The organism is Nocardioides sp. B-3, assembly GCF_024703895.1.
Taxonomy (GTDB): domain Bacteria; phylum Actinomycetota; class Actinomycetes; order Propionibacteriales; family Nocardioidaceae; genus Nocardioides.
Genome location: NZ_CP087968.1, coordinates 2,313,855 through 2,336,262, shown reverse-complemented (window position 1 = coordinate 2,336,262; position 22,408 = coordinate 2,313,855). Strand labels below are relative to the sequence as shown.

Sequence of the window (22,408 nt, the reverse complement as noted above, 5' to 3'; positions counted from 1 at the left end):
CGACCGTGCAGACCATCGGACTCATCGGCGGCATGAGCTGGGAATCCAGCCTCGTCTACTACCGCGACCTCAACCTCGGCGTGCAGGAACGACTCGGCGGGCTCTCCTCGCCGAAGGTCGTGCTGAGCACCGTTGACTTCGCCGAGCTGACCGACCTCGAGGACAACGAGCGCTGGGACCAGATCGGCGACCTGCTGGCCGAGGCCGGCCGCGGCGTCGAGCGCGCCGGCGCCGACTTCCTGCTGCTGTGCACGACGACGTTCCACAAGGTCGCCGACGCCGTCTCCGACGCCGTGGACATCCCGCTGCTGCACCTCGGTGACGTCGTCGCCGAGGCGTGCAAGCAGGGCGGCCACTCGACCGTCGGCCTGATCGGCACCAAGGTCGCCATGGAGGACTCCTTCTTCGTCGACCGGCTCGCCGCCCACGGCGTCACCGTGCTGGTGCCCGACGCGAAGCACCACGACACCCTCAACGACGCGATCTACGACGAGCTCGTCCACGGCAACGTCGTCGACGCCACCCGCCGCCGGGTCGTCGCGATCACCGAGGAGCTGTGGGACGCCGGCGCCGGCGCGATCCTGCTGGGCTGCACCGAGCTGGAGCTGCTGATCCGCCGGGCCGACATCGAGCTGCCCGCGATCCCCTGCACGACGCTGCACGTGCAGGCCGCGATCGACAAGGCTCTCGCCTGATCCTCAGCGGTCGCTGCGCAGCACCGTCGCCGCCAGCTCGTGCAGGTCGCCCGACAACGCCTGCTCCGGGAGCGTGACCGGGTCGCCGTCGGCGACCCTGGAACGTGTAGACGTACATGTCGGGCATCTGCCTGTACGCCGCAGCGCCGGCCGCCGCCGCGTCGAGATCGATGCGCTCCACGAGGGCCCGCACGCCGTCATCGGCGTCGTCGAGCGAGACCACGCCCTCCTCGGTCCGGCCTGCGAAACCTCCCGAGCGCTTGACCCGGACCACGCCCTCGACGCCCGCCTCGACGGGGCCCGGCCGCGGCGCCGAACCCTGCTCCACACCCACCTGCTGCCACGCTCCGGTGACGGCGCCGGCGTGTTCGCCCGCCGCGTCGATGGTGGCCGCCGCGAACGCCGCGAAGTCGGTGGTCGGCGTGAGATTGCCGGAGGTGAGTGCGGCGTACCAGATCTGGCCGGCGCCCCGGAGACTCGTGCCGCCGATTGCGGTGGCTGCGAGCTGGAAGGCGCGGTTGGGGATGCCGGAGTTGAGGTGCACCCCGCCGTTGTCGTCGCTGGTGCGGATGTAGTCGTCCATGTGGCCGACCTGCGGGTCGGCGCCGAGGGTGGGGTCGTCGTAGGCGGTGCCGGGGGCGGCCATGTCGCGCAGGGCCCGGGCGTTGATGGCCTCCACGAAGATGTCCTCGCCGATCAGCCAGTCGCCCTCGGCCGCGGTCTCGCCGGCCGGTGCTGCTTGAAGCAGGCCGCGAACACGTCCGAGACCGACTCGTTGAGCGCACCGGGCTGGTCGCGGTAGACGAGGGCGGCGGTGTGCTCGGTGACCGCGTGCCCGAACTCGTGCGCCAGCACGTCGGCGCTCCCGGTGAACCGCTCGAACACCGTGCCGTCACCGTCGCCGAACACCAGCTGGGTGCCGTCCCAGAAGGCGTTGTCGTAGTCCTTGCCGTAGTGGACGGTGATGCTGACCGGCGCGCCGGCCCCGTCGTAGGAGTCGCGGGCGAACGCCTCGGCGAACATCGCGAGCGTGGCCTCGATCCCGTCCGCGGCCTCGTCGACCGTGACGTCGCCGGTGGCCGGCTGGCCGGCCGCGCGCACCGGTCGGCCGGGGAGCGTCGTCGCGTTGTCGGCGTCGTGGACGGTCCACGCCGGCACGTCGACAGCGCGCGCCGCGGTGGTGCGCGCCCCTGCGGCGCGGGCGCTGCGGCGTACGCGAAGCTGCTCGTCGAGGGCAAGGGCGTCGGCGGCGCCGATGCGCTCGAGGAGCCGGGGCGGGATGAAGGTGCAGGTGTCCCGAGAGATGTCCATGTACTAGGTCTACCCGTTGGCTCCGACAACGCAAGGGCCTTGGGATTCGGGGCCAGCCCCAAGACGCCGGTAACCTTGGGCGGCGCGTCTAACCCGCGCCCTCATTACTTGAAAGCGAGTGCTTTTCGCATGCCTGCACGTTCAGATCTCCGCAACGTCGCCATCGTCGCCCACGTCGACCATGGCAAGACCACGCTCGTCGACGCCATGCTGCGTCAGGCCGGCGCCTTCACCGCGCACCGGGCCGAGAGCGTTGCCGAGCGGGTCATGGACTCCGGCGACCTCGAGCGCGAGAAGGGCATCACGATCCTCGCCAAGAACACCGCCGTGCACTACGCCGGTCCGGCCGGTGGCGGTCAGCCGATGGTCATCAACATCATCGACACCCCCGGTCACGCCGACTTCGGTGGCGAGGTCGAGCGCGGCCTGTCCATGGTCGACGGCATCGTGCTGCTCGTGGACGCCTCCGAGGGCCCGCTCCCCCAGACCCGCTTCGTGCTGCGCAAGGCGCTCAACGCCGACATGCCGGTGATCCCGGTCGTCAACAAGACCGACCGCAGCGACGCCCGCATCGCCGAGGTCGTCGACGAGACCTACGAGCTCTTCATGGACCTCCTCGACGAGAGCCACAGCCGGGGAGGCCCTCGACTTCCCCGTCGTCTACGCCTCGGGCCGCGCCGGCATCGCCAGCCTCACGGCTCCCGAGGACGGCACCATGCCCGAGGGCAGCGACCTCGAGCCGCTGTTCAAGACGATCCTCGAGACCATCCCCGCCCCCGTCTACACCGAGGGCGCGCCGCTGCAGGCCCACGTCACCAACCTCGATGCCTCGCCGTTCCTCGGCCGGCTCGCGCTGGTCCGCGTCCACGAGGGCACCCTGAAGAAGGGCCAGACCGTCGCCTTGGATGCGTCGCGACGGCGAGGTCAAGAACGTCAAGATCACCGAGCTCCTCGTCACCGAGGGCCTCGAGCGCCAGCCGGGCGAGTCGGCCGGCCCCGGCGACATCGTCGCCATCGCCGGCATCCCGGAGATCACCATCGGTGAGACCCCGGCCGACCCGGAGAACCCGGTCGCGCTGCCGCTCATCCACGTCGACGAGCCCGCCATCTCGATGACGATCGGCACCAACACGTCTCCGCTCGTCGGCCGCACCAAGGGCGGCAAGGTCACGGCCCGCCTCGTCAAGGACCGCCTCGACTCCGAGCTCGTCGGCAACGTGTCGCTGCGCATCCTCCCGACCGAGCGTCCCTGACGCGTGGGAGGTCCAGGGGCCGCGGCGAGCTGGCGCTGGCCATCCCGGGTCGAGCAGATGCGTCGTGAGGGCTTCGAGCTCACCGTCGGCAAGCCGCAGGTTGTCACCAAGGAGGTCAACGGCAAGGTGCACGAGCCGTTCGAGCGCCTCACCATCGACGCCCCCCGAGGAATACCTCGGCACGATCACCGAGCTGCTCGCCGCCCGCAAGGGCCGCATGGAGCAGATGACCAACCACGGCACCGGCTGGGTGCGCATGGAGTTCCTGGTCCCGGCGCGCGGCCTGATCGGCTTCCGCACCCAGTTCCTCACCGACACCCGCGGCACCGGCATCGCGCACGGCATCTCCGAGGGCTACGAGCCGTGGGCCGGCGAGATCCGCTCGCGCACCAACGGCTCGCTCGTCGCCGACCGCAAGGGCGCCGCGACGGCCTACGCCATGACCAACCTGCAGGAGCGGGGGATCATGTTCGTCGAGCCCACCACCGAGGTCTACGAGGGCATGATCATCGGCGAGAACTCCCGCGCCGACGACATGGACGTCAACATCACCAAGGAGAAGCAGCAGACCAACATCCGGTCCGCCACCTCCGACAACTTCGAGAAGCTGATCCCGCCGCGCAAGCTGTCGCTGGAGCAGTGCCCGGAGTTCTGCCGCGACGACGAGTGCGTCGAGGTCACCCCCGACGCCGTCCGCATCCGCAAGGTCGTCCTCGACGCCAACGCGCGTGCCAAGACCGCGTCGCAGAGTCGCAAGGCCAACCGCTAGCCATCAGCTCCAGCTGCTGTAACGCCGGGTTGGTGCTTGTTCCACCCCTGATATTTCAGGGTGGGTACAGCTTCTGACCCGGCGTTACAGATTTCGGGGTACGCGCGGGGCGACATCAACCACGCCACCACGACGCCACCCACGGCGCCGAAGAGGTGGCCCTGCCAGAGATCCCGGGCTGGCCGGGAAGCACGCCCAGCAGCGCCCCGCCGTACACCGAGAACACCGCGACGCCGATGAGGATCTGTGTCGGTTGGCGGTTGAAGAAGCTGCGCACGATCAGGTAGGCCAGCCACCCCGAACACCAGCCCGGACGCGCCAATGTGCAGCGTGCCCGGGCCGCCGAACAGCCATGTCCCTGAAGCCACCGATGAGCCAGACCGCGGCCGTGACCACGAGCCACTGGCGCAGGCCGGACAACAGCACCGGGAAGCCCAGCACGAGCAGCGGCACGGTGTTGGCGATCAGGTGCCCGAACCCGCCGTGCAGGAGCGGTGCGAAGAGGATCCCGAGCAGCCCCTCGCTGCTGCCGGGCCGGATGCCCTCACGGTCGAGGCGGTTGTCCAGCACCGTGTCGATGATCTCGGAGAGCCACAGCACCCCGACGAAACCTGCGCTCCACACGCCCGCGACGCGCCACTGCGGATTGCGGCGGGCGTACGGCGATGTGCTCACCTCGCAAGCCTACGAGGGAGGTTGCAGCTGCTGGACGCGACGGGAGACACCGGACCACGACTCGTTGGCGCTGACGGCGACGCCGATCAGGGCGGCCCCCGGGATCGTGCTGTGCGCCCCCTGCCACCCGTCGGGGAGGAACCGCGTGAGCGGCACGGTCAGCGCGTAGGCGATCAGCAGCACGGGGATCCAGCGCGCGACGGCGCCGCCCATCAGCACGCGATGCCGAGCAGCAGCAGCCCCGCGACGAAGGCCAGCACGAAGGCCCCCATGTAGATGTTGAGACCGGCGTCGCGCGACAGTGCATCGACCGCGTCCTCCTCGATCTGCACGTTGACGACGAGGGCGCGGAAGAGGATCAGCATCGCGGCGTAGCCGGCCGTGCCGATGGTGCCGAAGGCGAAGACTGCGGCACCGACTGGCCCGTGCCGCGGCCGCGCTTGGTCAGCAGGCGCAGGAAGGTCGGGATGCCGAGGGTCAGCGCGAAGGCGGCATACATGAACGCCGCCGACGCCAGCAACCAGCGGTCCGGGGCGGCTTGCAAGGTGCTGACGAGGTCGGTGCCGTTGGGCGAGGAGGGCAGCGTGAGGGCGCCCATGACCAGCGCGCAGGCGCCTGAGGCGAGCGCTGCAGCGGCGTACGGAACCCAACGATCACCCATGATGGACGAACCTAGTCCTGACCGGACGGACACGGCGGCCAACTCACAGAGATGGCCCTGACGGACTACCCGTCCTGCCGCCGGAGCGGCAGCGGTAACGTCCGTCGCATGACTGCCTCCCCGCACCCTGCCGTCAGAGGAATCCGTCGAGCTGCTCAAGCTCGTCCGTGAGATCGCCGCCAAGGAGCTCGCGCCCCGATCGGCCGAGGCCGAGGCGACCGAGACGTTCCCGCGCGACGTCTTCCGGCTGCTCGGCGAGGCCGGGATCCCGGGCCTGCCCTATGCCGAGGAGTACGGCGGTGGCGGCCAGCCCTACGAGGTCTACCTGCAGGTGCTCGAGGAGATCGCGGCCGTCTGGTCGTCGGTCGGCGTCGGCGTCTCGGTGCACGCGCTGTCGTGCTTCGGGCTCGTCACCGCGGGCACCGAGGAACAGAAGCAGGAGTGGCTGCCCGACATGCTGTCGGGCGACCTGCTCGGCGCCTACTGCCTCTCCGAGGCGCACGCCGGCTCCGACCCCGCGGCGATGAAGACCACCGCTCGACGCGACGGTGACTCCTACGTCCTCAACGGCGCGAAGGCGTGGACCACGCACGGTGGCCACGCCGACTTCTACAAGGTGATGGCGCGGACCTCCGAGGACCGGGGCGGGATCTCGTGCTTCCCGGTCCCCGCCTCGTCGGAAGGTCTCACCGCCGACGCCCCGGAGCGGAAGATGGGGCTCACCGGTTCGGCGACCGCGACCATGCGCTTCGACGACGTCCGGGTCCCCGCCGAGCGCCGGCTCGGCGAGGAGGGCGACGGGCTCAAGATCGCCCTCGCCGGGCTCGACTCCGGGCGGCTCGGGATCGCCGCGGTCGCGACCGGGCTCGCCCGGGGGCGCCCTCGACGCGGCCGTGGCCTACGCCCGCGAGCGCGAGACCTTCGGCAAGAAGATCATCGAGCACCGGGGCTTGGCCTTCGTGCTCGCCGACATGGAGGCCGCGATCGTCTCCGCGCGCGCCACGCTCCTGCACGCCGCACGCCTCAAGGACGCCGGCAAGCCCTTCTCGCGCGAGGCCTCCATCGCCAAGATGGTCGCCACCGACAACGCGATGAAGGTGACCACCGACGCCGTCCGGGTCCTCGGCGGCTACGGCTACACCCGCGACTTCCCGGTCGAGCGCTACATGCGCGAGGCCAAGGTGATGCAGATCTTCGAGGGCACCAACCAGATCCAGCGGATGGTCATCTCCCGCTCACTGGCCAAGGACAACTCGGGATCCATCAGCCGCGACACAATCGGCTGACCGCCCCATCCAGACTGAAGGACTCCGCATGCTCAGGTTCGGCTACAAGGCATCCTCCGAGCAGTTCGCCCCTCGCGAGCTCGCCGACCCGGCGGTGCTCGCCGAGGAGTCCGGCTTCGACTCGGTCTTCATCAGCGACCACCTGCAGCCGTGGCGCCACGACGGCGGTCACGCCCCTGCCGCGCTGCCGTGGCTGGGTGCGGTCGCCGCGCGTACCACCCGGGTCGCCATCGGCACCAGCGTGCTGACCCCGACCTTCCGCTACCACCCCGGCGTGATCGCTCAGGCCTTCGCGACGCTGGGCTGCCCGGCCCCGGGCCGGATCATCCTCGGCGTCGGCTCCGGCGAGTCCCTCAACGAGGCACCGCTCGGGCTCGAGTGGCCCGAGGGGAAGGAACGCTTCGCCCGCCTCAAGGAAGCGCTCCGGGTCATCCAGTCCCTGTGGGCCGGCGAGCGCGTCACCTTCGACGGCACCTACTACCAGCTCGCCAACGCCACGATCTACGACCTTCCCGAGCAGCCCGTCCCGTTGTACGTCGCCGCGTCGGGCCCCTCCGCCACGCGACTCGCCGGCCGGGTCGGCGACGGGTTCATCTGCACCAGCGGCAAGGGCCGTTCGTTGTACGTCGACACGCTGCTGCCCGCACTCGCCGAGGGCGCGGCCAAGTCGGACCGGACGCTGGACGACCTCGACCTGATGATCGAGGTGAAGGTCTCCTTCGACGAGGACCTCTCCCGCGCGATGGACGACACCCGCTTCTGGGGCGCGCTGGCGCTCTCGTCCGACGAGAAGACCGGGGTCGAGGACCCGATCGAGATGCAGCGCCTCGCCGACGCGCTCCCGGTCGAGCGGACGGCTTCCCGCTTCATCGTCTCCAGCGACCCCGACGAGCACGTCGAGAAGATCTGGGAGTACGTCGAGATGGGGTTCCGCCATCTCGTCTTCCACGCGCCGGGTCCGGACCAGGCGCGGTTCATGGCGGCGTACGAGAAGGACGTGCTGCCTCTCCTCCGCGCCCGGGCGTCAGCCGCGGGTCTCTGACACCAGCCAGCGTCCGAGCAGCGTGCCGTCCTGCTCGAGCAGGGACACCGGCTCCGGGGCCACGTCCACGTCAACTCCCGCCGGGATCCGCAGGTGCGCGCCGCCGATGAGGCGCGGCACGATCGTGTGGCAAAGCTCGTCGACCACACCGGCGGCGAGGAGCGAGCCGAACAGGTGCGGCCCGCCCTCGGACAGCTGGTCTCGCCAACCCCGCGTCGCCAGCTCGGCCTTCATGGCTTTCAGGTCGACCTCCCCCTCGCCGAGGACGAGCGTGTTCTCGATGCCGATGCGTGACCTCGTCTCGGCCGGGTGCGGCGCCGTCGCGACGGTCGCCATCGTGATCCGCCCGGGCGGCGCGTCGACCGGGCTCTCGGGGACCCGGCCTGAACGACTCACGACCACGAGCGGCTTCCTCGGGACTGGTAGCCCTCCGCCCGCAGCGTGCCGGCCCCGACGACCGGGCAGTCGGCGCGGTCGCGGAGCGCGTTGAAGACCCGCATGTCCGCGGCGTTGTTGATGCTCTTGCTCAGCCCGTCCGTGCCCTGCGCCGCGCCGTCGACCGTGCTGACGAAGTTGACGCGCAACCACGGCTCCGCGCGGGGGGCGTAGGCCTCGGCGAGCTCGGCGTCGGACAGGTCGGCCAGTGGCTGCAGGCTGAGTTCGGTCACCGTCCTAGTGTGGCTCCCGTGATCACGCTTGCCGACCTCGGCTCACTGCACACGGAGCACGGCGACGCATGGGCCGCGCCCGTGACGCCGGTCGTCTTCTCCTCACCGCACGGGGATGTCGTCGTCGGCGACGGCCCCGTGACCCTGATGGGCTGCGTCAACCTGTCGCGCGACTCGACCTATCGCGAGAGCGTCGCGACCTCGCCGGCCGACGCCGTGCGGATGGGCCGGATCCGGGTCGCCCGGGGGTGCCGCGATCATCGACCTCGGTGCGGAGTCCAGCAACGCGCGCCGCCCGGGTCGGCCCCGACCAGCAGATCGCGACCCCGGTGCCGGCCGTCGAGGGGCTGGCCGAGCACGCGATCGTGTCCGTCGAGACCTACGAGCCGCGCGTGGTGAAGGCGTGCCTCGCCGCCGGTGCCGGGATCCTGAACATGACCGGCCGCGAGCACGAGGACGAGATGCTCACGCTCGCCGCGGAGCACGAGGCGGCGGTGGTGATGTGCTTCGGCGACGCCGCGAATGTCCGAGAACCCACCGACGTCCCGCCCGACGGCGACCCGATGCCCGTGCTGCTCGAGCACTTCGCCGTACGACTCGAGAGGGCTCGCGAGCTCGGCGTCGACCGCGTCGTCATCGACCCCGGGATGGGCTTCCACTACGGCAACCTGCTCGACCCGCTGGAGCGGTCACGGCACCAGACCCGCGTGCTGACCCAGACCTTCCGGCTGCGGCCGCTCGGGGTGCCGGTGTGCAACGTGCTGCCGCACACCTATGACCTCTTCGGCGACGAGTTCCGCAAGGCCGAGGGGTTCTACGGGGTGCTGGCCGCGCTCGGCGGAGCCCACCTGCTCCGCATCCACGAAGTTCCCCACCTGCGCGTCGTGCTCAACGCGCTCCGGGCCCCGGAGGTCCGATGATCTGAGGCAGTTGGTCGGCAACGGCGCTGTCTCAACGCTCATCCGCCGCGCACGAACACCCAACTGCCTCAGACATGCGAAGTCGCACCACATCGGCCAGAACTGATCGGACGTAGTCCCTGGTCCGACATGACCTGCTCCCACGTGAACCTCAGGACGACCCAGCCACGTCGCGCGGCCTCGGTGTAGCGGCGGATGTCCTTGCGGAGGGCGTCGCGGTCGCTGTGGAACTCGAACGAGTCGCACTCGATGATGATCCGCAGCCTCCGGTCGGCCGAGTCGACCGTGCCGATGCCCGGGATGAAGACACGGGGCTCCACCTCGAGCCCCGGCACTTCGTGGCAGATCGCCCGCGTGCACGACTCGAACGGGTTGTCCGCCCTGCCGTCCGCGGCCGCGGCCACCTTGAGTGCACGCGGCCGGCCGGTCCGGGGCGACCGGGCTGCTGCCTCCAGCAATTCCTGCTGCGTCACGTCGCCCGACCGCAGGGCAGAGTCGGCGACGGACAGCGCTTCGTCGTAGGCGTAGGCCCGGGCACAGTCGATGACCGTGCGGACAGGGCGGGTCACGCCCTCTGACTGCTGCGTCGGCGCAACCTCCGCCCAGTGCACCTCCACGTCCTCCTCCGGCCGGGCCCGGTTGCGTCGGATCGTGATGCATGGCCGATCCGGCACGGTCTTGACCTTCCAGCCGTGGTGCACCGCAGCGCTGAGGTGGGAGACGTGGCCGCCGATCGCCACGGCCGTCTCCCGAGCCCCCTCGGAGGAGAGCGCATAGAGTCCCCGCCGCAGTCGAACAATCGAACCGCTCGCCAGCGATCGGTCGATCTCCGATCGTGTGGCCAGCTCGGTGAGGGCGCCGTACTCCAGCACGCCGCCGAACATGCGGACGAGCTCCTCCGGACTGAACCTGCCGTCACTCATGCCGCCGACACTGACCGATCCGGCTGCTGCTCGCATCTCGCTGTCCATAGGCACACGTGAGGCAGTTGATCGGGTACGGCGACAGCGGCACGCTCGCCGACTTGCTCGACGACTCCAACTGCCTCAGTTGTGCGCCCACATACAGTCGCTACATGAGCCCGACCCGATCTGACTGCCCGGCGCTCGATGCGAGCGATCCGTTGGCTTCCTTCCGGCACGAGTTCGTCCTGCCGGAGGGCGTGATCTACCTCGACGGCAACTCGCTGGGGGCGCTCCCGAAGCGGACGGCCGCGCACGTGCAGAACGTCGTCGCCGAGGAGTGGGGACAGGGGCTGATCCGCAGCTGGAACGACGCCGGCTGGTTCGACGCGCCCCGCACCCTCGGTGACCGGGTCGGTCGGCTGATCGGCGCCGGGGCGGGCCGAGTCGTGGTGTGCGACTCGACCTCGATCAACGTCTTCAAGGCGCTGACCGCGGCGCTCGGTCTGCGCGCCGATCGCCGCGTGGTCGTGGGCGATCGCGACAACTTCCCCACTGACCTCTACATGATGCAGGGCGCGGCCGCCGGTCACGAGCAACGGCTGGTCTCGGCCGACGGTCCGTCCCCCGGAGGACGTGCTCGACGGAGACGTCGCCGCGGTGGTGCTCACGCACGTCGACTACCGGACCGGTCGGATGTACGACATGGCCGCCGTCACCGCGCAGGTGCAGGCCGCGGGTGCGCTGATGATCTGGGACCTGTGCCACAGCGTCGGTGCGCTCCCGATCGACCTCGACGGGTGCGGCGCGGACTTCGCCGTCGGCTGCACGTACAAGTACGTGAACGGCGGCCCCGGCGCCCCCGCCTTCATCTACGTCGCGACGCGTCACCCGGGACGCCGTCACCCAGCCGCTGTCCGGCTGGCACGGGCACGCCGACCCGTTCGCGTTCACGCCTTCCTATGAGCCGGCCCCGGGCATCACCCGCTTCCCCGGTCGGCACCCCGCACCTGCTCAGCTATGCCGGGCTCGAGGCGAGCCTCTCCCTGTGGGACGAGGTCTCGCTCGACGCCGTACGCGCGAAGAGCCCGGCCCTGACGGACCTCTTCATCTCGCTGGTCGAGGGACGCGTGGGCGACCACGTCGAGGTCGTCACGCCCCTCGACCACGCGGTCCGCGGCAGCCGGGTCTCCCTGCGCCACGAGGACGGCTACGCCCCCATGCAGGCCCTCATCGAGCGCGGCGTGATCGGCGACTTCCGGGCGCCCGACCTGATGCGGTTCGGCTTCACCCCGCTCTATGTCGGGTACGCCGATGTGTGGGACGCCGTCGACGTGCTCACCGATGTCCTGACGACCGAGATCTGGCGCGAGCCGAAGTACGCCACCCGCCTCGCCGTCACCTGAGGGGCGGTCAGCGCAGGAAGCGGCGGATCCCGGTGGCCAGCCCATCGGCGTACCGCCCCCGGCCGCGGGCCGACGTCATCACGGCAGCCTCGCCCGCGTTGCGCATGTTGCCGAGCTCGACCATCACGGTCGGGATGTCGGAGAGGTTGAGCGTGCCGAGGTCTGAGCGGACGTCGAGCCCGTCGCCGCCGGCGATGTAGTTGGCGACCGGGAACCCGGACGACAGCAGCCCGGTGCGTACGGCGCCCGCCAGCCGCAACGAGGGCCGGTGGATGTCGGAGGTCCACGGCGAGCGGTCGGCCGGCGCGATGACGTGGAAGCCACGGGCGCCGGCGGCATACGAGCCGTCACCGTGCACGGAGACCTTGAGGTCGGCGTGGATGCGGTTCCCCGCCCGGCCGCGGGCATCGACGCACGGTCCCCAACGGTCCTCGCGGTTGGAGGTCCGCGTCATCACGACGCGCGCACCCGGGTCTCGCAGACGGGCCCGCAGTGCGACCGACACCTCCCGGGCAGAACGTCGCCTCGGGGTAGCCGCCGTTGGTCGCCGTACCCGTGGTGTTGCAGGGTTTGTCGAACCCGCCGGCCGGCACGAGCCGGTTGATCCGGGACGGGAAGTTGTGGTTGCCCAGCTGGTGTCCGGGGTCGATGACGATGGTGGTTCCCGCCAGTGGCGTCGACGCCACCAGCAGGGCACCGGCCAGCGACGCGAGCATCAGGCCGAGAAGCCCTCGGGGTTCTGCGACTGCCAGCGCCAGAGGTCGGTGACCATGTCGTCGATCGACCGGGTGGCCTTCCAGCCCAGCTCGGCCTCGGCGCGAGTCGGGTCGCCGTAGGTCTCGGTCAGGTCTCCGGCGCGACGGGGCATCACGGTGTAGGGGATCTCCTTGCCGGCGGCCCTCTCGAACGCCGCGATCATCTCGAGGACGGAGGTGCCGCGCCCGGTGCCGAGGTTCCGGGCGCGGGCGCCGCCCTCGGATGACGACAGGTGCTCCAGCGCAGCCACGTGGCCCGCGGCGAGGTCGAGCACGTGGATGTAGTCGCGCAGCGGGGTCCCGTCGGGGGTGGCGTAGTCGTCACCGAAGACCTGGAAGCGACTCGCGGCGACCGACCGCGACCCGGGCGATGTAGGGCGTCAGGTTGTTGGGGATGCCCGACGGGTCCTCACCGATCTCGCCGGACTCGTGCGCCCCGACGGGGTTGAAGTAGCGAAGGATGCCGATGCGCCACGATGGGTCGGAGACGGCGAGATCCTTGAGCATCTGCTCGATCATCACCTTCGTCCAGCCGTAGGGGTTGCTGGCGCCGAGCGGTTCGTGGTCCTCCTGGTAGGGCACCGGCGCGAGGTCGCCATAGACCGTCGCGGAGGAGGAGAAGACCAGCTGACGCGTGCTCGAGGCGGCCATCGCCCGCAGCAGCACGAGCGTCGACTCGAGGTTGTTGCCGTAGTAGTCGAGCGGCTTGGCCACGCTCTCCCCGACGGCCTTGTGCCCGGCGAAGTGGATCACTGCGTCGTAGCCACCTTCGGCGAACAGCGCCGTCACGGCCGGCTCGTCGCGCAGGTCGAGCTCGTGCACGCCCACGTCACGTCCCGACAGCTTCTCCACACGCCGGATCGACTCGGCCGAGGAGTTGTCGAAGTTGTCGAGCACCTCGACGACGTGGTCGTGCGCCAGCAGCTCGAGGACTGTGTGTGAACCGATGTACCCGGCGCCGCCGGTGACGAGGATCTTCATGGTGCGGAAGCCTACGGCCGGGGCGGCTGCCAGACTCACCCTCATGCCCACCGCTCTCATCACCGGGATCACCGGCCGGGACGGCCTCTACCTCGCGGAGCTGCTGCTCGCGAAGGGGTACGACGTCCACGGCGTGATCCGCGGCCAGAACAACCCGCGCCGCGAGCTCGTCGAGCGCCTCGTGCCCGACGTCCGGCTCCACAACGGTGACCTCACCGACCTGTCCAGCCTGATGCGCGGCTGCGCGAGTCCAACCCGGACGAGGTCTACAACCTCGGCGCCGTCAGCTTCGTCGCCTACTCCCGGGAGAACGCGTTCGTCACCAGCGACGTGACCGGCATGGGCGTCCTCAACCTGCTGGAGGCGGTCCGGCTGCACGCCGGCGACGACCCGTCGGCCGTGCGTTTCTACCGAGCCTCGAGCTCGGAGATGTTCGGCAAGGTGCAGGAGACGCCGCAGCACGAGAAGACCCTGCTGTGGCCGCGTTCGCCGTACGGCGTGAGCAAGGTCTACGGCCACTACATGACCATCAACTACCGCGAGTCCTACGGCATGCACGCCAGCTCCGGGATCCTCTTCAACCACGAGTCACCGCGCCGCGGCGAGGAGTTCGTGACGCGCAAGGTCAGCAAGGCCGTCGCCGCGATCAAGCTCGGCCTCCGGGACGAGCTGGTCATGGGCAACCTCGACCGCGTCGCGACTGGGGCTTCGCCGGCGACTACGTCGACGCGATGTGGCGGATGCTGCAGCAGCCCGAGGGTGACGACTACGTCATCGCGACCGGCGAGACGCACACGATCGAGGAGCTCGTCCGCATCGCCTTCGCCCACGTCGGCATCGACGACTGGAAGCGCTACGTCCGCCGGGACCCGGCCTTCATGCGCCCCGCCGAGGTGGACGAGCTGATCGGCGACGCGAGCAAGGCCCGCGAGGTGCTCGGCTGGGAGCCGACGGTGCGCTTCGAGGAGCTCATCGCGATGATGGTCGACGCCGACGTCGCGGCCCTCAAGGCCGGCTGGTGAGACACCGGTGACCGGGGCACTCGTCACCGGCATCAGTGGCCGGGACGGCAGCTACCTCGCCGAGCGGCTGCTCGCGGAGGGCGTCGAGGTGCACGCGCTCGTCCTGCGCGACGACGCGTCGCCGTACACACCGACGGGGGTCACGCTGCACCACGGCGACCTCACCGACGTCGAGGCCATCCGTCGGCTCGTCCTCGATCTCGCGCCCGACGAGGTCTACAACCTCGCGGCGATCAGCTCCGTCGCGCAGTCGTGGGACGAGCCCGACACGGTCGCCCGCGTCAACGGCCCGGCCGCGGTCGCGCTGATGGAGTCCGCCCGGCAGGTCGGCGACCACGTCCGCTTCATCCGGGCGTCCAGCGCCGAGATCTTCGGACAACCCGACTCCTCTCCCCAGAGCGAGACCACGCCGGTCCGTCCGCTCAACCCGTACGGCGCCGCGAAGGCCTACGCACATCTCGCGATCGGCGTACAACGCCAGCGCGGAGCGCACGCGTCCAGCCTCGTGCTCTACAACCACGAATCCCCGCGCCGGCCCGAGAGATTCGTGACGCGCAAGATCACCGCGGGGGTCGCCGCCATCGCACATGGCCGAGCCGGCACCCTCACCCTCGGCAACCTCGAGGCAAGGCGAGACTGGGGCTGGGCGCCCGACTACGTCGACGCGATGCTGCGGGCCGCCCGGGCCGACGAACCGGACGACTACGTCGTCGCCACCGGCGTCGGTCACACCGTGTGCGACTTCGTCGCCACCGCCTTCGGGCACGCCGGCATCACCGACTGGGAGCCGCTGGTGTCCAGCGACCCAGCGCTGACCCGCCCGGCCGACGCGACCGACCTCACGGGCGATGCGACGCACGCCCGTGACCAGCTGGGCTGGGAGCCGACCGTGGACTTCGACGGGCTGGTGGCCGCGATGGTGGCGGCCGACATGCGAGAGAACTCATGACACCGTGCCAGTGACCTGAGATCGTGGCTGACGTTGTATCTGCCATGGAGGGAGATCGGGCGTGACGGTTGAGAGCACTGGCACGCCTCGCGTCACCGCGTGGTCGACCCCTCGGGCCGCCAAGCGCACCTTCGACATCGTGGGCGCGATGGCACTGATGGTGCTGTTCGCACCGGTGCTCCCGGTCGCAGCCATCAGGATCCGCGCGCACGACCGTGGACCCGTGATCTTCCGCCAGCTCCGCGTGGGTCGCGACGGAGAGCCGTTCGAGTGCCTCAAGCTCCGCTCGATGATGGTGGGCGCCGAGGCGATGCTCCCCGAGCTGCACCGCGCTTCGACCACACCGGCGGTCTGTTCAAGCTTCCCGACGACCCCCGCGTCACCGGGCCGGGGCGGTGGTTGCGCCGGTTCTCGCTGGACGAGCTCCCCCAGCTGGTCAACGTGCTCCGCGGGCAGATGAGCTCGGTCGGACCTCGCCCGCCGTTGCCGACCGAGGCATCGGCGTACACCGCCGAGATGCGGCGACGACTGCGCGTCCGCCCCGGGATGACCGGCCTGTGGCAGGTGTCCGGGCGCTCGGACCTGCCGTGGGACGAGGCGATCAGGCTGGATCTCCAGTACGTCGACAACTGGTCGCTGCGCCGGGACCTGATGATCCCGGCGCGCACCTTCGCGGCGGTCGTGCGACCGCGCGGGGCCTACTGACCCGCCTGCTCCTCGAGGAGCCCGAGCAGGTAGGTGCCGTAGCCACTCTTGACCAACGGCTCGGCCCGCTCGGCGAGCTCGGCGTCGGACAGGAAGCCCATCCGCCGGGCGACCTCCTCGGGGGCGCCGATCTTGAAGCCCCGGCGGCCCTCGATCGTGCGGACGAAGTTGCTGGCGTCGTTGAGCGAGTCGAACGTGCCGGTGTCGAGCCATGCGGTGCCGCGAGGCAGCACCTCCACCCGGAGGTTGCCCTGCTCGAGATAGATCCGGTTGAGGTCGGTGATCTCGAGCTCGCCGCGCGCCGACGGCTTGAGGTCGGCGGCGTGGCCGATCACGTCGTTGTCGTAGAAGTAGAGCCCCGGCACCGCGAAGTGGCTCTTGGGGCGTTCGGGCTTCTCCTCCAGCGAGAGCGCCCGGCCGTCGGCGTCGAACTCGACGACGCCGTAGGCCTTCGGGTCGGCCACGTGGTAGCCGAACACCGCGGCGCCCTCGAGGTTCTCGAACCGGCGCAGCCGGGTGCCGAGGCCCGTGCCGTAGAAGATGTTGTCGCCGAGCACGAGCCCGGCGGTCTCGCCACCGATGTGGTCGGCGCCGATGATGAACGCCTGCGCCAGCCCGTCGGGACTCGGCTGCACCGCGAAGGTGATGTTCACGCCGAACTGCGAGCCGTCGCCCAGCAGCCGGTGGAAGCCCTCGGCCTCGTGCGGGGTGGTGATGATCAGGACGTCCCGGATCCCCGCGAGCATCAGGGTGGAGAGCGGGTAGTAGATCATCGGCTTGTCGTAGACCGGCACGAGCTGCTTGCTGATGCCCTGCGTGATGGGGTGCAGTCGCGACCCAGTGCCGCCGGCCAGAATGATTCCGCGCATGGCGGTCACCTTATGGCCCGGGGCGTTTGACACCATGACGCCCATGCCCGTGGCCTCCGTACGACGACGCGTCGCCCTCACGCTGGTGGCGGCGCTCGTCCTCTTCGCGGTCGCCGTCGCCGTACCCCTCGGCTGGACGTGGTGGCAGGGCAACCAGGCCCGGGCCTCGCTGGAGAAGGCGCTCGTGGCCCTGCAGGACGAGGACGTCGACGAGGCGCGCGGGCACGTCGAGGACGCTCGGGCGTACGCCGACCGCGGGGTCGCCACCCGCCACGGAGTCGTCGGCACGCTGTGGCGCAACCTGCCGATCCTCGCACCGGCCGCGGACGACGCCGTGCGGATGGCCGACGCCGTCGACGACCTGACCGCGGTGGCCGAGGAGGGCATCGCGATCTACCCTGCAGCTCACCGGCGACGAGGGCCGCCTGGTCACCAACGGCAAGGTCGACCTGGCCACGCTCACCGACGTCCTCGACTCCTTCGATGACGTCCGGGTCCATGTCGCGCGGGCCCGGGACTCCCGGCCTCGGTCGAGGCGGACGCTCCCCTGCTCGGCTCGAAGATCGCCGAGCTCCGACGACGAGGGGCTCGCAGGCCTGCGCCCGGTCGAGCGCGGCGTGAAGACGCTGGCGCCGCTCGCCGACGTCCTTCCCGACCTGCTCGGGAAGAACGGCCGGCGCGACTACCTGATCGCGATCCTCAACCCGGCCGAGCAGCTCTACTCCGGCGGGACCCCGCTCACCTTCACCCCGATGTCGGTGCGTGACGGCAGGATCGACATGGGGGTTCCCCGAGACACCGCCACCCACGGTGCTGCCTTCTTGCCGCGCACGTGGCCGAAGGTGCGCGGCAACCCGTTCCACCACGGCGCGCTGCGGATCGGCACGGCGACCTTCGCCCCCGACTGGTCGGTGTCCGGCGAGGAGACCCTGCGCGCGTGGCGCAGCCTGGGCCGCAAGCAGATGGACGGCCTGATCGCGATCGACGTGATGGCGCTGCGCGACCCGGTCGCCATCACCGGCCCGATGCAGGTCCCGTTCTACGGCGAGGTCAACGCCGACAACTTCGTGCAGACCCTGATCGGCAGCTACGACTACATCCTCGACTCCCGCGGCCGGCACGCGGTCAACCGAGCGCTGGTCCCGATCTTCCGCGACCGGTTGTTCCGCACCGGCCAGTTCGTCGAGAAGCTCCGAGCACTCAAGCACAACGCGGACGGTCGCCACTTCGCGCTCTACCTGCGCGGACCCGGCCGCACAACGTGCCGTCGCGCGCCTCGGCCTCACGGGCGAGCTCTCGGACACCGACCACGACTATCTCGGGGTCTTCACCCAGAACGCCGTCCCCAGCAAGACGGACTACTGGCAGAGCCGCACCGTCACCTCCGACGTCGTGCTGAAGACCGACGGCAGCGCATCCGTCACGGCGACCACCCGGATCCACAACGACTCGACGCCCTACCCCTTCGACGGCCCCGACCCGCGCCGGGGGATATTCGACCCGGTTCGCCACGTTGTCGATCGCGCACTTCCTCCCGCGGGGCGCCAGCAACGTGCTGGGCCGCGTCGACGACGAGCTGTTCGAGCCGATCGTCAACGACTTCTACGGTCGCCCGTTCGTACGCCGCACGGTTCCCTTCAAGCCCCGGGAGACCCGTGAGCTCGCGGTGGCCTACGACGTGCCCCGCGCCGCCGAGGTCGAGGGCGACGAGCTGACCTACCGCCCGGACATCGACCCGCAGGGCCTGGCGCGACCGTCGGCGATCAGCGTCACACTGCATCTTCCGCCGGGCTCCGCGGTCGTCGAGATGCCGGAGGGCTGGGTCGCGCTCGACGCCGACACCATCGCTCGGGGCGGCCCCGCCCTGATCTCCCAACAGTCCTTCAAGGTGAAGCTCTCCCTGACACGATGACGCTCGTGCCGTCCGCCCCGTCCCTGCGAAAGCCGATCGTTCTCCCGGCATTCGCGGCGGGGATGGTGGCCCCGGGCGTCTCCGTCGCCCGCGCGCCCGACCCGCAGGGCATGGTCCGACCGGAGTCCGTCACCACCACGGTGCGGTTCCCCCGGGGCTTCAGCGTGCCCGACCTGCCGGACGGCTGGACGGCGGTCGGCGACCGGGCTGCGACTGGTCTGCCGAGGCGCTCGACGAGTCTCCACGCCTCACGCTCAGTGCCGGAAGTTCCGCGTCCAGCCCGTAGGATCCCCGCCATGGATCGACTTCTCGTGACCGGCGGCGCCGGCTTCATCGGCTCCAACTTCGTCCACTACCTCATGCGCGAGACCGACGTCCGCGTCACGGTGCTGGACAAGATGACCTACGCGGCCAGCAAGGAGGCCCTCGACGGCCTCCCCGAGGACCGGGTCTCGCTCGTCGTCGGTGACATCGCCGAGGCCGACGTCGTCGACCCGCTCGTCGCCGAGCACGACGCCGTCGTGCACTACGCGGCCGAGTCGCACAACGACAACTCGCTCAACGACCCGTCGCCGTTCATCAAGACCAACATCCTCGGCACGTTCACCATCCTCGAGGCCGTGCGCAAGCACGAGAAGCGCCTCCACCACGTCTCCACCGACGAGGTGTACGGCGACCTCGAGCTCGACGACCCGAAGCGGTTCACCGAGGACACCCCCTACAACCCCTCGTCGCCGTACTCCGCCTCGAAGGCCGGCTCCGACCACCTCGTGCGCGCCTGGGTGCGCCTCGTTCGGTGTCCGGGCCACCGTGTCCAACTGCTCGAACAACTACGGTCCCCGGCAGCACATCGAGAAGTTCATCCCGCGCCAGATCACCAACGTCATCGACGGCATCCGCCCCAAGCTCTACGGCTCGGGCGAGAACGTCCGCGACTGGATCCACGCCGACGACCACTCCTCGGCCGTGTGGACCATCCTGAACAAGGGCGTGATCGGCGAGACCTACCTCATCGGCGCCGACGGCGAGAAGAACAACCTCGAGGTCGTGCAGCTGATCCTCAAGCTGATGGGCCGGGCCGAGGACGCGTTCGACCACGTCAACGACCGCGCCGGCCACGACATGCGTTACGCCATCGAGTCGGGCAAGCTGCGCCGAGAGCTCGGCTGGTCGCCGCAGTTCCGGGACTTCGAGTCCGGACTGGCCAACACCATCGAGTGGTACCAGAACCACCAGGTCTGGTGGCGCCCCGTGAAGGAGGCCGTCGAGGCCGCCTACGCCCAGAAGGGCCAGTAAGTGTCCCTGCCCTCCCTCGAGACCACGCCCATCCCGGGCACGGTCGTGGTCCGGCTGGACCGTCGTGACGACTCCCGCGGGTTCTTCAAGGAGAACTGGCAGCGGGAGAAGATGCTGGCCCTCGGGCTGCCCGACTTCGGCCCGGTCCAGAACAACGTCTCCTTCAACTCCGACCGCGGCGTGACCCCGAGGCATCCACACCGAGCCGTGGGACAAGTTCGTCTCCCTCATGACGGGCCGGATCTTCGGCGCCCGGGTCGACATGCGCCGAGGGTGAGTCCTTCGGCGCGACCTTCACGCTCGAGATGGACACCGCGGTCGCGGTCTTCGTCCCGCGTGGAGTCGGCAACAGCTACCGAGTGCTCGAGGACGCAACGGCCTACACCTACCTCGTCAACGAGCACTGGCGTCCCGGCGTCGCCTACCCGGCGCTGGCTCTCGACGACCCCACGGTCGCGATCGCGTGGCCGATCCCGCTGGCCGAGGCGATCATCTCGGACAAGGACCAGCACAACCCGACGCTCGACCCGTCGACCGCGATCGCGCCGAAGAAGACGCTGATCATCGGCGCGCTCGGCCAGCTCGGCCGCGCCCTGCAGGTCGACTTCCCGGGCTCCGACCTCGTCGACCTCGTCGAGGGCCATGGCGTCACCGCGCTCGACCTGACCGACGCTGCCGCGGTCGCCGCCCGGCCCCGGCACGAATACGCCGCGGTCCTCAACGCCGCCGCCTACACCGCCGTCGACGTCGCTGAGACGCCAGATGGTCGCCGTACGTCCCGGGCCGCGAACGCGACCGCCCCCGCGACCCCGGCGGGCCTGGCCTGCGACGCACGGCTTCACGCTCGTGCACTACTCCTCGGAATACGTCTTCGACGGCACCGCGGAGGAGCACACCGAGGACGAGCCCGTCTCGCCGCTCGGTGTCTACGCCCAGTCCAAGGCCGCCGGCGACATCGCCGTCGGGCTCGCGCCGCGCCACTACCTCGTGCGCACCTCGTGGGTCATCGGCGACGGCAAGAACTTCGTCCGCACCATGGCCGACCTCGCCGCCAAGGGCGTCTCCCCATCGGTCGTCTCCGACCGGGTCGGGCGCCTCACCTTCGCGTCCGAGCTGTCGCGCGCGACGAAGCACCTCATCGACTCCAACGCCTCGTTCGGCACCTACAACATGTCGAACTCGGGGGCCGCCATGTCGTGGGCCGAGATCGCCCGCGAGGTCTTCACCCGCTCCGGCCGCTCCGGCGACGACGTGTCGGAGACGACGACGGAGGCGTACGCCGCCGGCGTGCTGGAGAAGGGCAACCCCTTCGCCCCCGCCCGCTGCAGTCAGCGATGTCGCTCGCCAAGATCCGCGCCACCGGGTTCGAGCCCGAGGACGCGCTCGTCGCTCTCGACCGCTACCTCGCCTGATCCCCGGTTTTATGTAACCGGCGTTTACCTGAACTGACCGGCCGTTGCAGCGGCCGTTCAGTGCGACTAAACGCCGGTTACATTTCTTGGTACGGCGACGACGACCCTGCCGACGCCAGTATCAGGAGGCAGAGTCCGAGCGCCCGTAGTCGTCCTCGAGGCGGCAGATGTCGTCCTCGCCGGTGTAGCCGCCGCGCTGGACCTCGATGATCACGAGCTCCTCGTTGTGCATGTTGGTGATCCGGTGCGCCGCGCCCCGGCTGACGTCGATGGAGTGACCGGGGCCGATGACGTGCGTCTCGCCGTCCACGACACACGTGGCCATCCCGAAGATCACCACCCAGTGCTCGCTGCGGTGCTCGTGGGTCTGGTAGGACAACCGCTGTCCGGGCTTCACGTGGATGCGCTTGACCTTGTAGCCGACGCCCTCGTCGATCACGTGCCACGAGCCCCACGGCCGCTCTTCGGAGTCCATCGCCATCACAAAATCCCCGTCCCAATCACTGAATGCCGCGCACACCCTAACCACCGGACGCGCACGTAGGGTGACGGTGTGACTGTTTTCGCCCCGGAGGGCTACGCCTACCCGGTGGTGCTCGTCGTGATGCTGGCCATCAAGGGCTTCGCCTTCATCAACGCGGTGCTCTACCCCACCGAGGCCTACCCCGCGGCCAGCCGCGGCACCAAGGCTGCCACTGGACCATCGGGGCTCGGGCTCGGCCTCGCGGCGCAGATCCTGATCGCGACGCCGCTCAACCTGATCAACTTGGCCTTCACGATCGCGGCGTTCGTCTATCTCGCCGACATCCGCCCGGCTCTCGCCGAGGTCACGCCCCGGCGCTGAGGGCGGAAGAGTCGAGGCCCCCGGCAGGACGCCGAGGGCCTCGAGTGAATCCCCGGGAGGAAGGATTCAGGGGGT

29 protein-coding genes and 7 pseudogenes are annotated in these 22,408 nt (G+C 70.1%); 20 read left to right on the top strand and 16 right to left on the bottom strand.

Features of this window, described 5'->3' with window-relative positions:
• Positions 1–5 precede the first annotated feature (5 nt).
• Positions 6–695 carry an aspartate/glutamate racemase family protein gene (locus LP418_RS15440; protein ID WP_257952736.1) on the top strand — a complete coding sequence of 230 codons (690 nt, stop codon included), beginning with the start codon at positions 6–8 and terminating at the stop codon, positions 693–695.
• Between the two features lie 385 nt (positions 696–1,080).
• Here the strand turns inward: LP418_RS15440 and LP418_RS15435 are convergent.
• Both LP418_RS15435 and LP418_RS15430 read right to left on the bottom strand, forming a co-directional pair.
• Positions 1,081–1,374: pseudogene (locus LP418_RS15435) on the bottom strand (M4 family metallopeptidase); the annotation flags it as partial.
• Positions 1,375–1,391: 17 nt separating this feature from the next.
• On the bottom strand, positions 1,392–2,006 hold the full coding sequence (locus LP418_RS15430) for a M4 family metallopeptidase (protein WP_257952735.1): 615 nt from the start codon (positions 2,004–2,006) through the stop codon (positions 1,392–1,394).
• Between the two features lie 129 nt (positions 2,007–2,135).
• Here LP418_RS15430 and typA point away from each other — a divergent pair.
• A pseudogene (typA, locus tag LP418_RS15425) lies at positions 2,136–4,028 on the top strand (translational GTPase TypA).
• Between the two features lie 115 nt (positions 4,029–4,143).
• Here the strand turns inward: typA and LP418_RS15420 are convergent.
• Genes LP418_RS15420 through LP418_RS15400 form a run of 5 tightly spaced genes read right to left on the bottom strand, consistent with a single transcriptional unit; the run spans position 4,144 to position 5,364 of the window.
• Positions 4,144–4,305 carry a hypothetical protein gene (locus LP418_RS15420; protein ID WP_257952734.1) on the bottom strand — a complete coding sequence of 54 codons (162 nt, stop codon included), beginning with the start codon at positions 4,303–4,305 and terminating at the stop codon, positions 4,144–4,146.
• A 2-nt stretch (positions 4,306–4,307) separates the two neighbouring features.
• Entirely contained in the window at positions 4,308–4,703 is a 396-nt protein-coding gene (locus tag LP418_RS15415) for a rhomboid family intramembrane serine protease (protein WP_257952733.1), read from the bottom strand.
• A gap of 9 nt (positions 4,704–4,712) precedes the next feature.
• On the bottom strand, positions 4,713–4,916 hold the full coding sequence (locus LP418_RS15410) for a hypothetical protein (protein WP_257952732.1): 204 nt from the start codon (positions 4,914–4,916) through the stop codon (positions 4,713–4,715).
• Entirely contained in the window at positions 4,916–5,068 is a 153-nt protein-coding gene (locus LP418_RS15405) for a hypothetical protein (protein ID WP_257952731.1), read from the bottom strand. Before LP418_RS15405 ends, LP418_RS15410 begins: the two co-directional genes overlap by 1 nt.
• On the bottom strand, positions 5,062–5,364 hold the full coding sequence (locus LP418_RS15400) for a hypothetical protein (RefSeq protein WP_257952730.1): 303 nt from the start codon (positions 5,362–5,364) through the stop codon (positions 5,062–5,064). The genes LP418_RS15405 and LP418_RS15400 overlap by 7 nt, the downstream gene beginning before the upstream one ends.
• A gap of 112 nt (positions 5,365–5,476) precedes the next feature.
• On the opposite strand from LP418_RS15400, the pseudogene LP418_RS33565 reads away from it, so the two are divergent.
• From LP418_RS33565 to fgd, 3 genes and pseudogenes are all read left to right on the top strand, one after another.
• A pseudogene (locus LP418_RS33565) lies at positions 5,477–6,064 on the top strand (acyl-CoA dehydrogenase family protein); the annotation flags it as partial.
• Between the two features lie 193 nt (positions 6,065–6,257).
• Entirely contained in the window at positions 6,258–6,650 is a 393-nt protein-coding gene (locus LP418_RS33560) for an acyl-CoA dehydrogenase family protein (protein ID WP_442939922.1), read from the top strand.
• A gap of 28 nt (positions 6,651–6,678) precedes the next feature.
• A complete protein-coding gene (gene fgd / locus LP418_RS15390; RefSeq protein ID WP_257952729.1) occupies positions 6,679–7,692 on the top strand; it encodes a glucose-6-phosphate dehydrogenase (coenzyme-F420) in 1,014 nt (337 codons plus the stop codon).
• On the opposite strand, the gene LP418_RS15385 is transcribed toward fgd, so the two are convergent.
• Both LP418_RS15385 and LP418_RS15380 read right to left on the bottom strand, forming a co-directional pair.
• Positions 7,675–8,088, bottom strand: a complete 414-nt coding sequence (locus tag LP418_RS15385; protein ID WP_257952728.1) for a dihydrofolate reductase family protein — start codon at positions 8,086–8,088, stop codon at positions 7,675–7,677. The genes fgd and LP418_RS15385 overlap by 18 nt on opposite strands.
• Positions 8,085–8,360 carry a dihydrofolate reductase family protein gene (locus LP418_RS15380; protein ID WP_257952727.1) on the bottom strand — a complete coding sequence of 92 codons (276 nt, stop codon included), beginning with the start codon at positions 8,358–8,360 and terminating at the stop codon, positions 8,085–8,087. The genes LP418_RS15385 and LP418_RS15380 overlap by 4 nt, the downstream gene beginning before the upstream one ends.
• Positions 8,361–8,378: 18 nt before the next feature.
• On the opposite strand from LP418_RS15380, the gene LP418_RS15375 reads away from it, so the two are divergent.
• Positions 8,379–8,759 (top strand): hypothetical protein, encoded by a 381-nt coding sequence (locus tag LP418_RS15375; RefSeq protein WP_257952726.1) that lies wholly within the window; start codon positions 8,379–8,381, stop codon positions 8,757–8,759.
• Positions 8,690–9,280: a dihydropteroate synthase gene (locus tag LP418_RS15370; protein WP_257952725.1), complete on the top strand. Its 591-nt coding sequence runs from the start codon at positions 8,690–8,692 to the stop codon at positions 9,278–9,280. The genes LP418_RS15375 and LP418_RS15370 overlap by 70 nt, the downstream gene beginning before the upstream one ends.
• A gap of 68 nt (positions 9,281–9,348) precedes the next feature.
• On the opposite strand, the gene LP418_RS15365 is transcribed toward LP418_RS15370, so the two are convergent.
• On the bottom strand, positions 9,349–10,203 hold the full coding sequence (locus LP418_RS15365) for a DUF559 domain-containing protein (protein WP_257952724.1): 855 nt from the start codon (positions 10,201–10,203) through the stop codon (positions 9,349–9,351).
• A gap of 152 nt (positions 10,204–10,355) precedes the next feature.
• Between LP418_RS15365 and LP418_RS33555 the strand changes: the two genes are divergently transcribed.
• Positions 10,356–11,588, top strand: coding sequence for a kynureninase/PvdN C-terminal domain-containing protein (locus LP418_RS33555; RefSeq protein WP_442939921.1), 1,233 nt, complete (start codon positions 10,356–10,358; stop codon positions 11,586–11,588).
• A 7-nt stretch (positions 11,589–11,595) separates the two neighbouring features.
• Here LP418_RS33555 and LP418_RS15350 read toward each other — a convergent pair whose 3' ends face one another.
• From LP418_RS15350 to LP418_RS15335, 4 genes are read right to left on the bottom strand one after another with little or no spacing between them, the layout of a single operon-like run.
• Positions 11,596–12,042 carry an N-acetylmuramoyl-L-alanine amidase family protein gene (locus tag LP418_RS15350; RefSeq protein ID WP_257952722.1) on the bottom strand — a complete coding sequence of 149 codons (447 nt, stop codon included), beginning with the start codon at positions 12,040–12,042 and terminating at the stop codon, positions 11,596–11,598.
• On the bottom strand, positions 11,936–12,304 hold the full coding sequence (locus tag LP418_RS15345; RefSeq protein ID WP_257952721.1) for a hypothetical protein: 369 nt from the start codon (positions 12,302–12,304) through the stop codon (positions 11,936–11,938). Before LP418_RS15345 ends, LP418_RS15350 begins: the two co-directional genes overlap by 107 nt.
• Positions 12,304–12,636, bottom strand: a complete 333-nt coding sequence (locus tag LP418_RS15340; protein ID WP_257957058.1) for a GDP-mannose 4,6-dehydratase — start codon at positions 12,634–12,636, stop codon at positions 12,304–12,306. Before LP418_RS15340 ends, LP418_RS15345 begins: the two co-directional genes overlap by 1 nt.
• A gap of 28 nt (positions 12,637–12,664) precedes the next feature.
• A complete protein-coding gene (locus LP418_RS15335) occupies positions 12,665–13,324 on the bottom strand; it encodes an NAD-dependent epimerase/dehydratase family protein (RefSeq protein WP_257952720.1) in 660 nt (219 codons plus the stop codon).
• On the opposite strand from LP418_RS15335, the pseudogene LP418_RS33550 reads away from it, so the two are divergent.
• From LP418_RS33550 to LP418_RS15310, 4 genes and pseudogenes are all read left to right on the top strand, one after another.
• Positions 13,290–14,346, top strand: a pseudogene (locus LP418_RS33550) (GDP-mannose 4,6-dehydratase). The gene LP418_RS15335 and the pseudogene LP418_RS33550 overlap by 35 nt on opposite strands.
• Positions 14,347–14,353: 7 nt before the next feature.
• Positions 14,354–15,295, top strand: a complete 942-nt coding sequence (locus LP418_RS15320; RefSeq protein ID WP_257952719.1) for a GDP-mannose 4,6-dehydratase — start codon at positions 14,354–14,356, stop codon at positions 15,293–15,295.
• 61 nt (positions 15,296–15,356) lie between these two features.
• Positions 15,357–15,755 (top strand): sugar transferase, encoded by a 399-nt coding sequence (locus LP418_RS15315; protein WP_257952718.1) that lies wholly within the window; start codon positions 15,357–15,359, stop codon positions 15,753–15,755.
• Positions 15,695–16,000, top strand: a complete 306-nt coding sequence (locus LP418_RS15310) for a sugar transferase (protein WP_257952717.1) — start codon at positions 15,695–15,697, stop codon at positions 15,998–16,000. The genes LP418_RS15315 and LP418_RS15310 overlap by 61 nt, the downstream gene beginning before the upstream one ends.
• Here LP418_RS15310 and rfbA read toward each other — a convergent pair.
• A complete protein-coding gene (rfbA, locus tag LP418_RS15305) occupies positions 15,994–16,869 on the bottom strand; it encodes a glucose-1-phosphate thymidylyltransferase RfbA (RefSeq protein WP_257952716.1) in 876 nt (291 codons plus the stop codon). The genes LP418_RS15310 and rfbA overlap by 7 nt on opposite strands.
• Positions 16,870–16,903: 34 nt before the next feature.
• Here rfbA and LP418_RS15300 point away from each other — a divergent pair, with 34 nt between their 5' ends.
• The 7 genes and pseudogenes from LP418_RS15300 (at position 16,904) to LP418_RS15270 (ending at position 21,526) form a co-directional block, all read left to right on the top strand.
• Positions 16,904–17,356: a YdgA family protein gene (locus LP418_RS15300; RefSeq protein ID WP_257952715.1), complete on the top strand. Its 453-nt coding sequence runs from the start codon at positions 16,904–16,906 to the stop codon at positions 17,354–17,356.
• A gap of 130 nt (positions 17,357–17,486) precedes the next feature.
• Complete coding sequence (locus LP418_RS15295; protein ID WP_257952714.1) at positions 17,487–18,584, top strand: DUF4012 domain-containing protein; 1,098 nt, start codon at positions 17,487–17,489, stop codon at positions 18,582–18,584.
• On the top strand, positions 18,536–18,781 hold the full coding sequence (locus tag LP418_RS15290) for a hypothetical protein (protein ID WP_257952713.1): 246 nt from the start codon (positions 18,536–18,538) through the stop codon (positions 18,779–18,781). The genes LP418_RS15295 and LP418_RS15290 overlap by 49 nt, the downstream gene beginning before the upstream one ends.
• 296 nt (positions 18,782–19,077) lie before the next feature.
• Positions 19,078–20,077: pseudogene (gene rfbB / locus LP418_RS15285) on the top strand (dTDP-glucose 4,6-dehydratase).
• Positions 20,078–20,200, top strand: a pseudogene (locus LP418_RS30965) (dTDP-4-dehydrorhamnose 3,5-epimerase family protein); the annotation flags it as partial. It lies immediately after the preceding pseudogene.
• Positions 20,201–20,382: 182 nt separating this feature from the next.
• Positions 20,383–20,838: pseudogene (locus tag LP418_RS15275) on the top strand (dTDP-4-dehydrorhamnose 3,5-epimerase family protein); the annotation flags it as partial.
• A gap of 1 nt (position 20,839) precedes the next feature.
• Positions 20,840–21,526 carry an SDR family oxidoreductase gene (locus LP418_RS15270; RefSeq protein ID WP_257957056.1) on the top strand — a complete coding sequence of 229 codons (687 nt, stop codon included), beginning with the start codon at positions 20,840–20,842 and terminating at the stop codon, positions 21,524–21,526.
• Between the two features lie 84 nt (positions 21,527–21,610).
• Here the strand turns inward: LP418_RS15270 and LP418_RS15265 are convergent, their stop codons facing one another.
• On the bottom strand, positions 21,611–21,964 hold the full coding sequence (locus LP418_RS15265) for a phosphomannose isomerase type II C-terminal cupin domain (protein ID WP_257952712.1): 354 nt from the start codon (positions 21,962–21,964) through the stop codon (positions 21,611–21,613).
• Positions 21,965–22,042: 78 nt separating this feature from the next.
• On the opposite strand from LP418_RS15265, the gene LP418_RS15260 reads away from it, so the two are divergent.
• Entirely contained in the window at positions 22,043–22,333 is a 291-nt protein-coding gene (locus LP418_RS15260) for a DUF2516 family protein (RefSeq protein ID WP_257952711.1), read from the top strand.
• The last annotated feature ends 75 nt before the right edge of the window (positions 22,334–22,408 follow it).

Coding starts and splice junctions, on each gene's coding strand:
- LP418_RS15430 (WP_257952735.1), bottom strand. CDS start 2,006: ATGGACATCTCTCGGGACACCTGCACCTTCATCCCGCCCCGGCTCCTC.
- LP418_RS15410 (WP_257952732.1), bottom strand. CDS start 4,916: ATGGGCGGCGCCGTCGCGCGCTGGATCCCCGTGCTGCTGATCGCCTAC.
- LP418_RS15405 (WP_257952731.1), bottom strand. CDS start 5,068: ATGCTGATCCTCTTCCGCGCCCTCGTCGTCAACGTGCAGATCGAGGAG.
- LP418_RS15400 (WP_257952730.1), bottom strand. CDS start 5,364: ATGGGTGATCGTTGGGTTCCGTACGCCGCTGCAGCGCTCGCCTCAGGC.
- fgd (WP_257952729.1), top strand. CDS start 6,679: ATGCTCAGGTTCGGCTACAAGGCATCCTCCGAGCAGTTCGCCCCTCGC.
- LP418_RS15365 (WP_257952724.1), bottom strand. CDS start 10,203: ATGAGTGACGGCAGGTTCAGTCCGGAGGAGCTCGTCCGCATGTTCGGC.
- LP418_RS33555 (WP_442939921.1), top strand. CDS start 10,356: ATGAGCCCGACCCGATCTGACTGCCCGGCGCTCGATGCGAGCGATCCG.
- LP418_RS15350 (WP_257952722.1), bottom strand. CDS start 12,042: ATGACGCGGACCTCCAACCGCGAGGACCGTTGGGGACCGTGCGTCGAT.
- LP418_RS15345 (WP_257952721.1), bottom strand. CDS start 12,304: ATGCTCGCGTCGCTGGCCGGTGCCCTGCTGGTGGCGTCGACGCCACTG.
- LP418_RS15335 (WP_257952720.1), bottom strand. CDS start 13,324: ATGAAGATCCTCGTCACCGGCGGCGCCGGGTACATCGGTTCACACACA.
- rfbA (WP_257952716.1), bottom strand. CDS start 16,869: ATGCGCGGAATCATTCTGGCCGGCGGCACTGGGTCGCGACTGCACCCC.
- LP418_RS15300 (WP_257952715.1), top strand. CDS start 16,904: ATGACGCCCATGCCCGTGGCCTCCGTACGACGACGCGTCGCCCTCACG.
- LP418_RS15270 (WP_257957056.1), top strand. CDS start 20,840: ATGGTCGCCGTACGTCCCGGGCCGCGAACGCGACCGCCCCCGCGACCC.
- LP418_RS15265 (WP_257952712.1), bottom strand. CDS start 21,964: ATGGACTCCGAAGAGCGGCCGTGGGGCTCGTGGCACGTGATCGACGAG.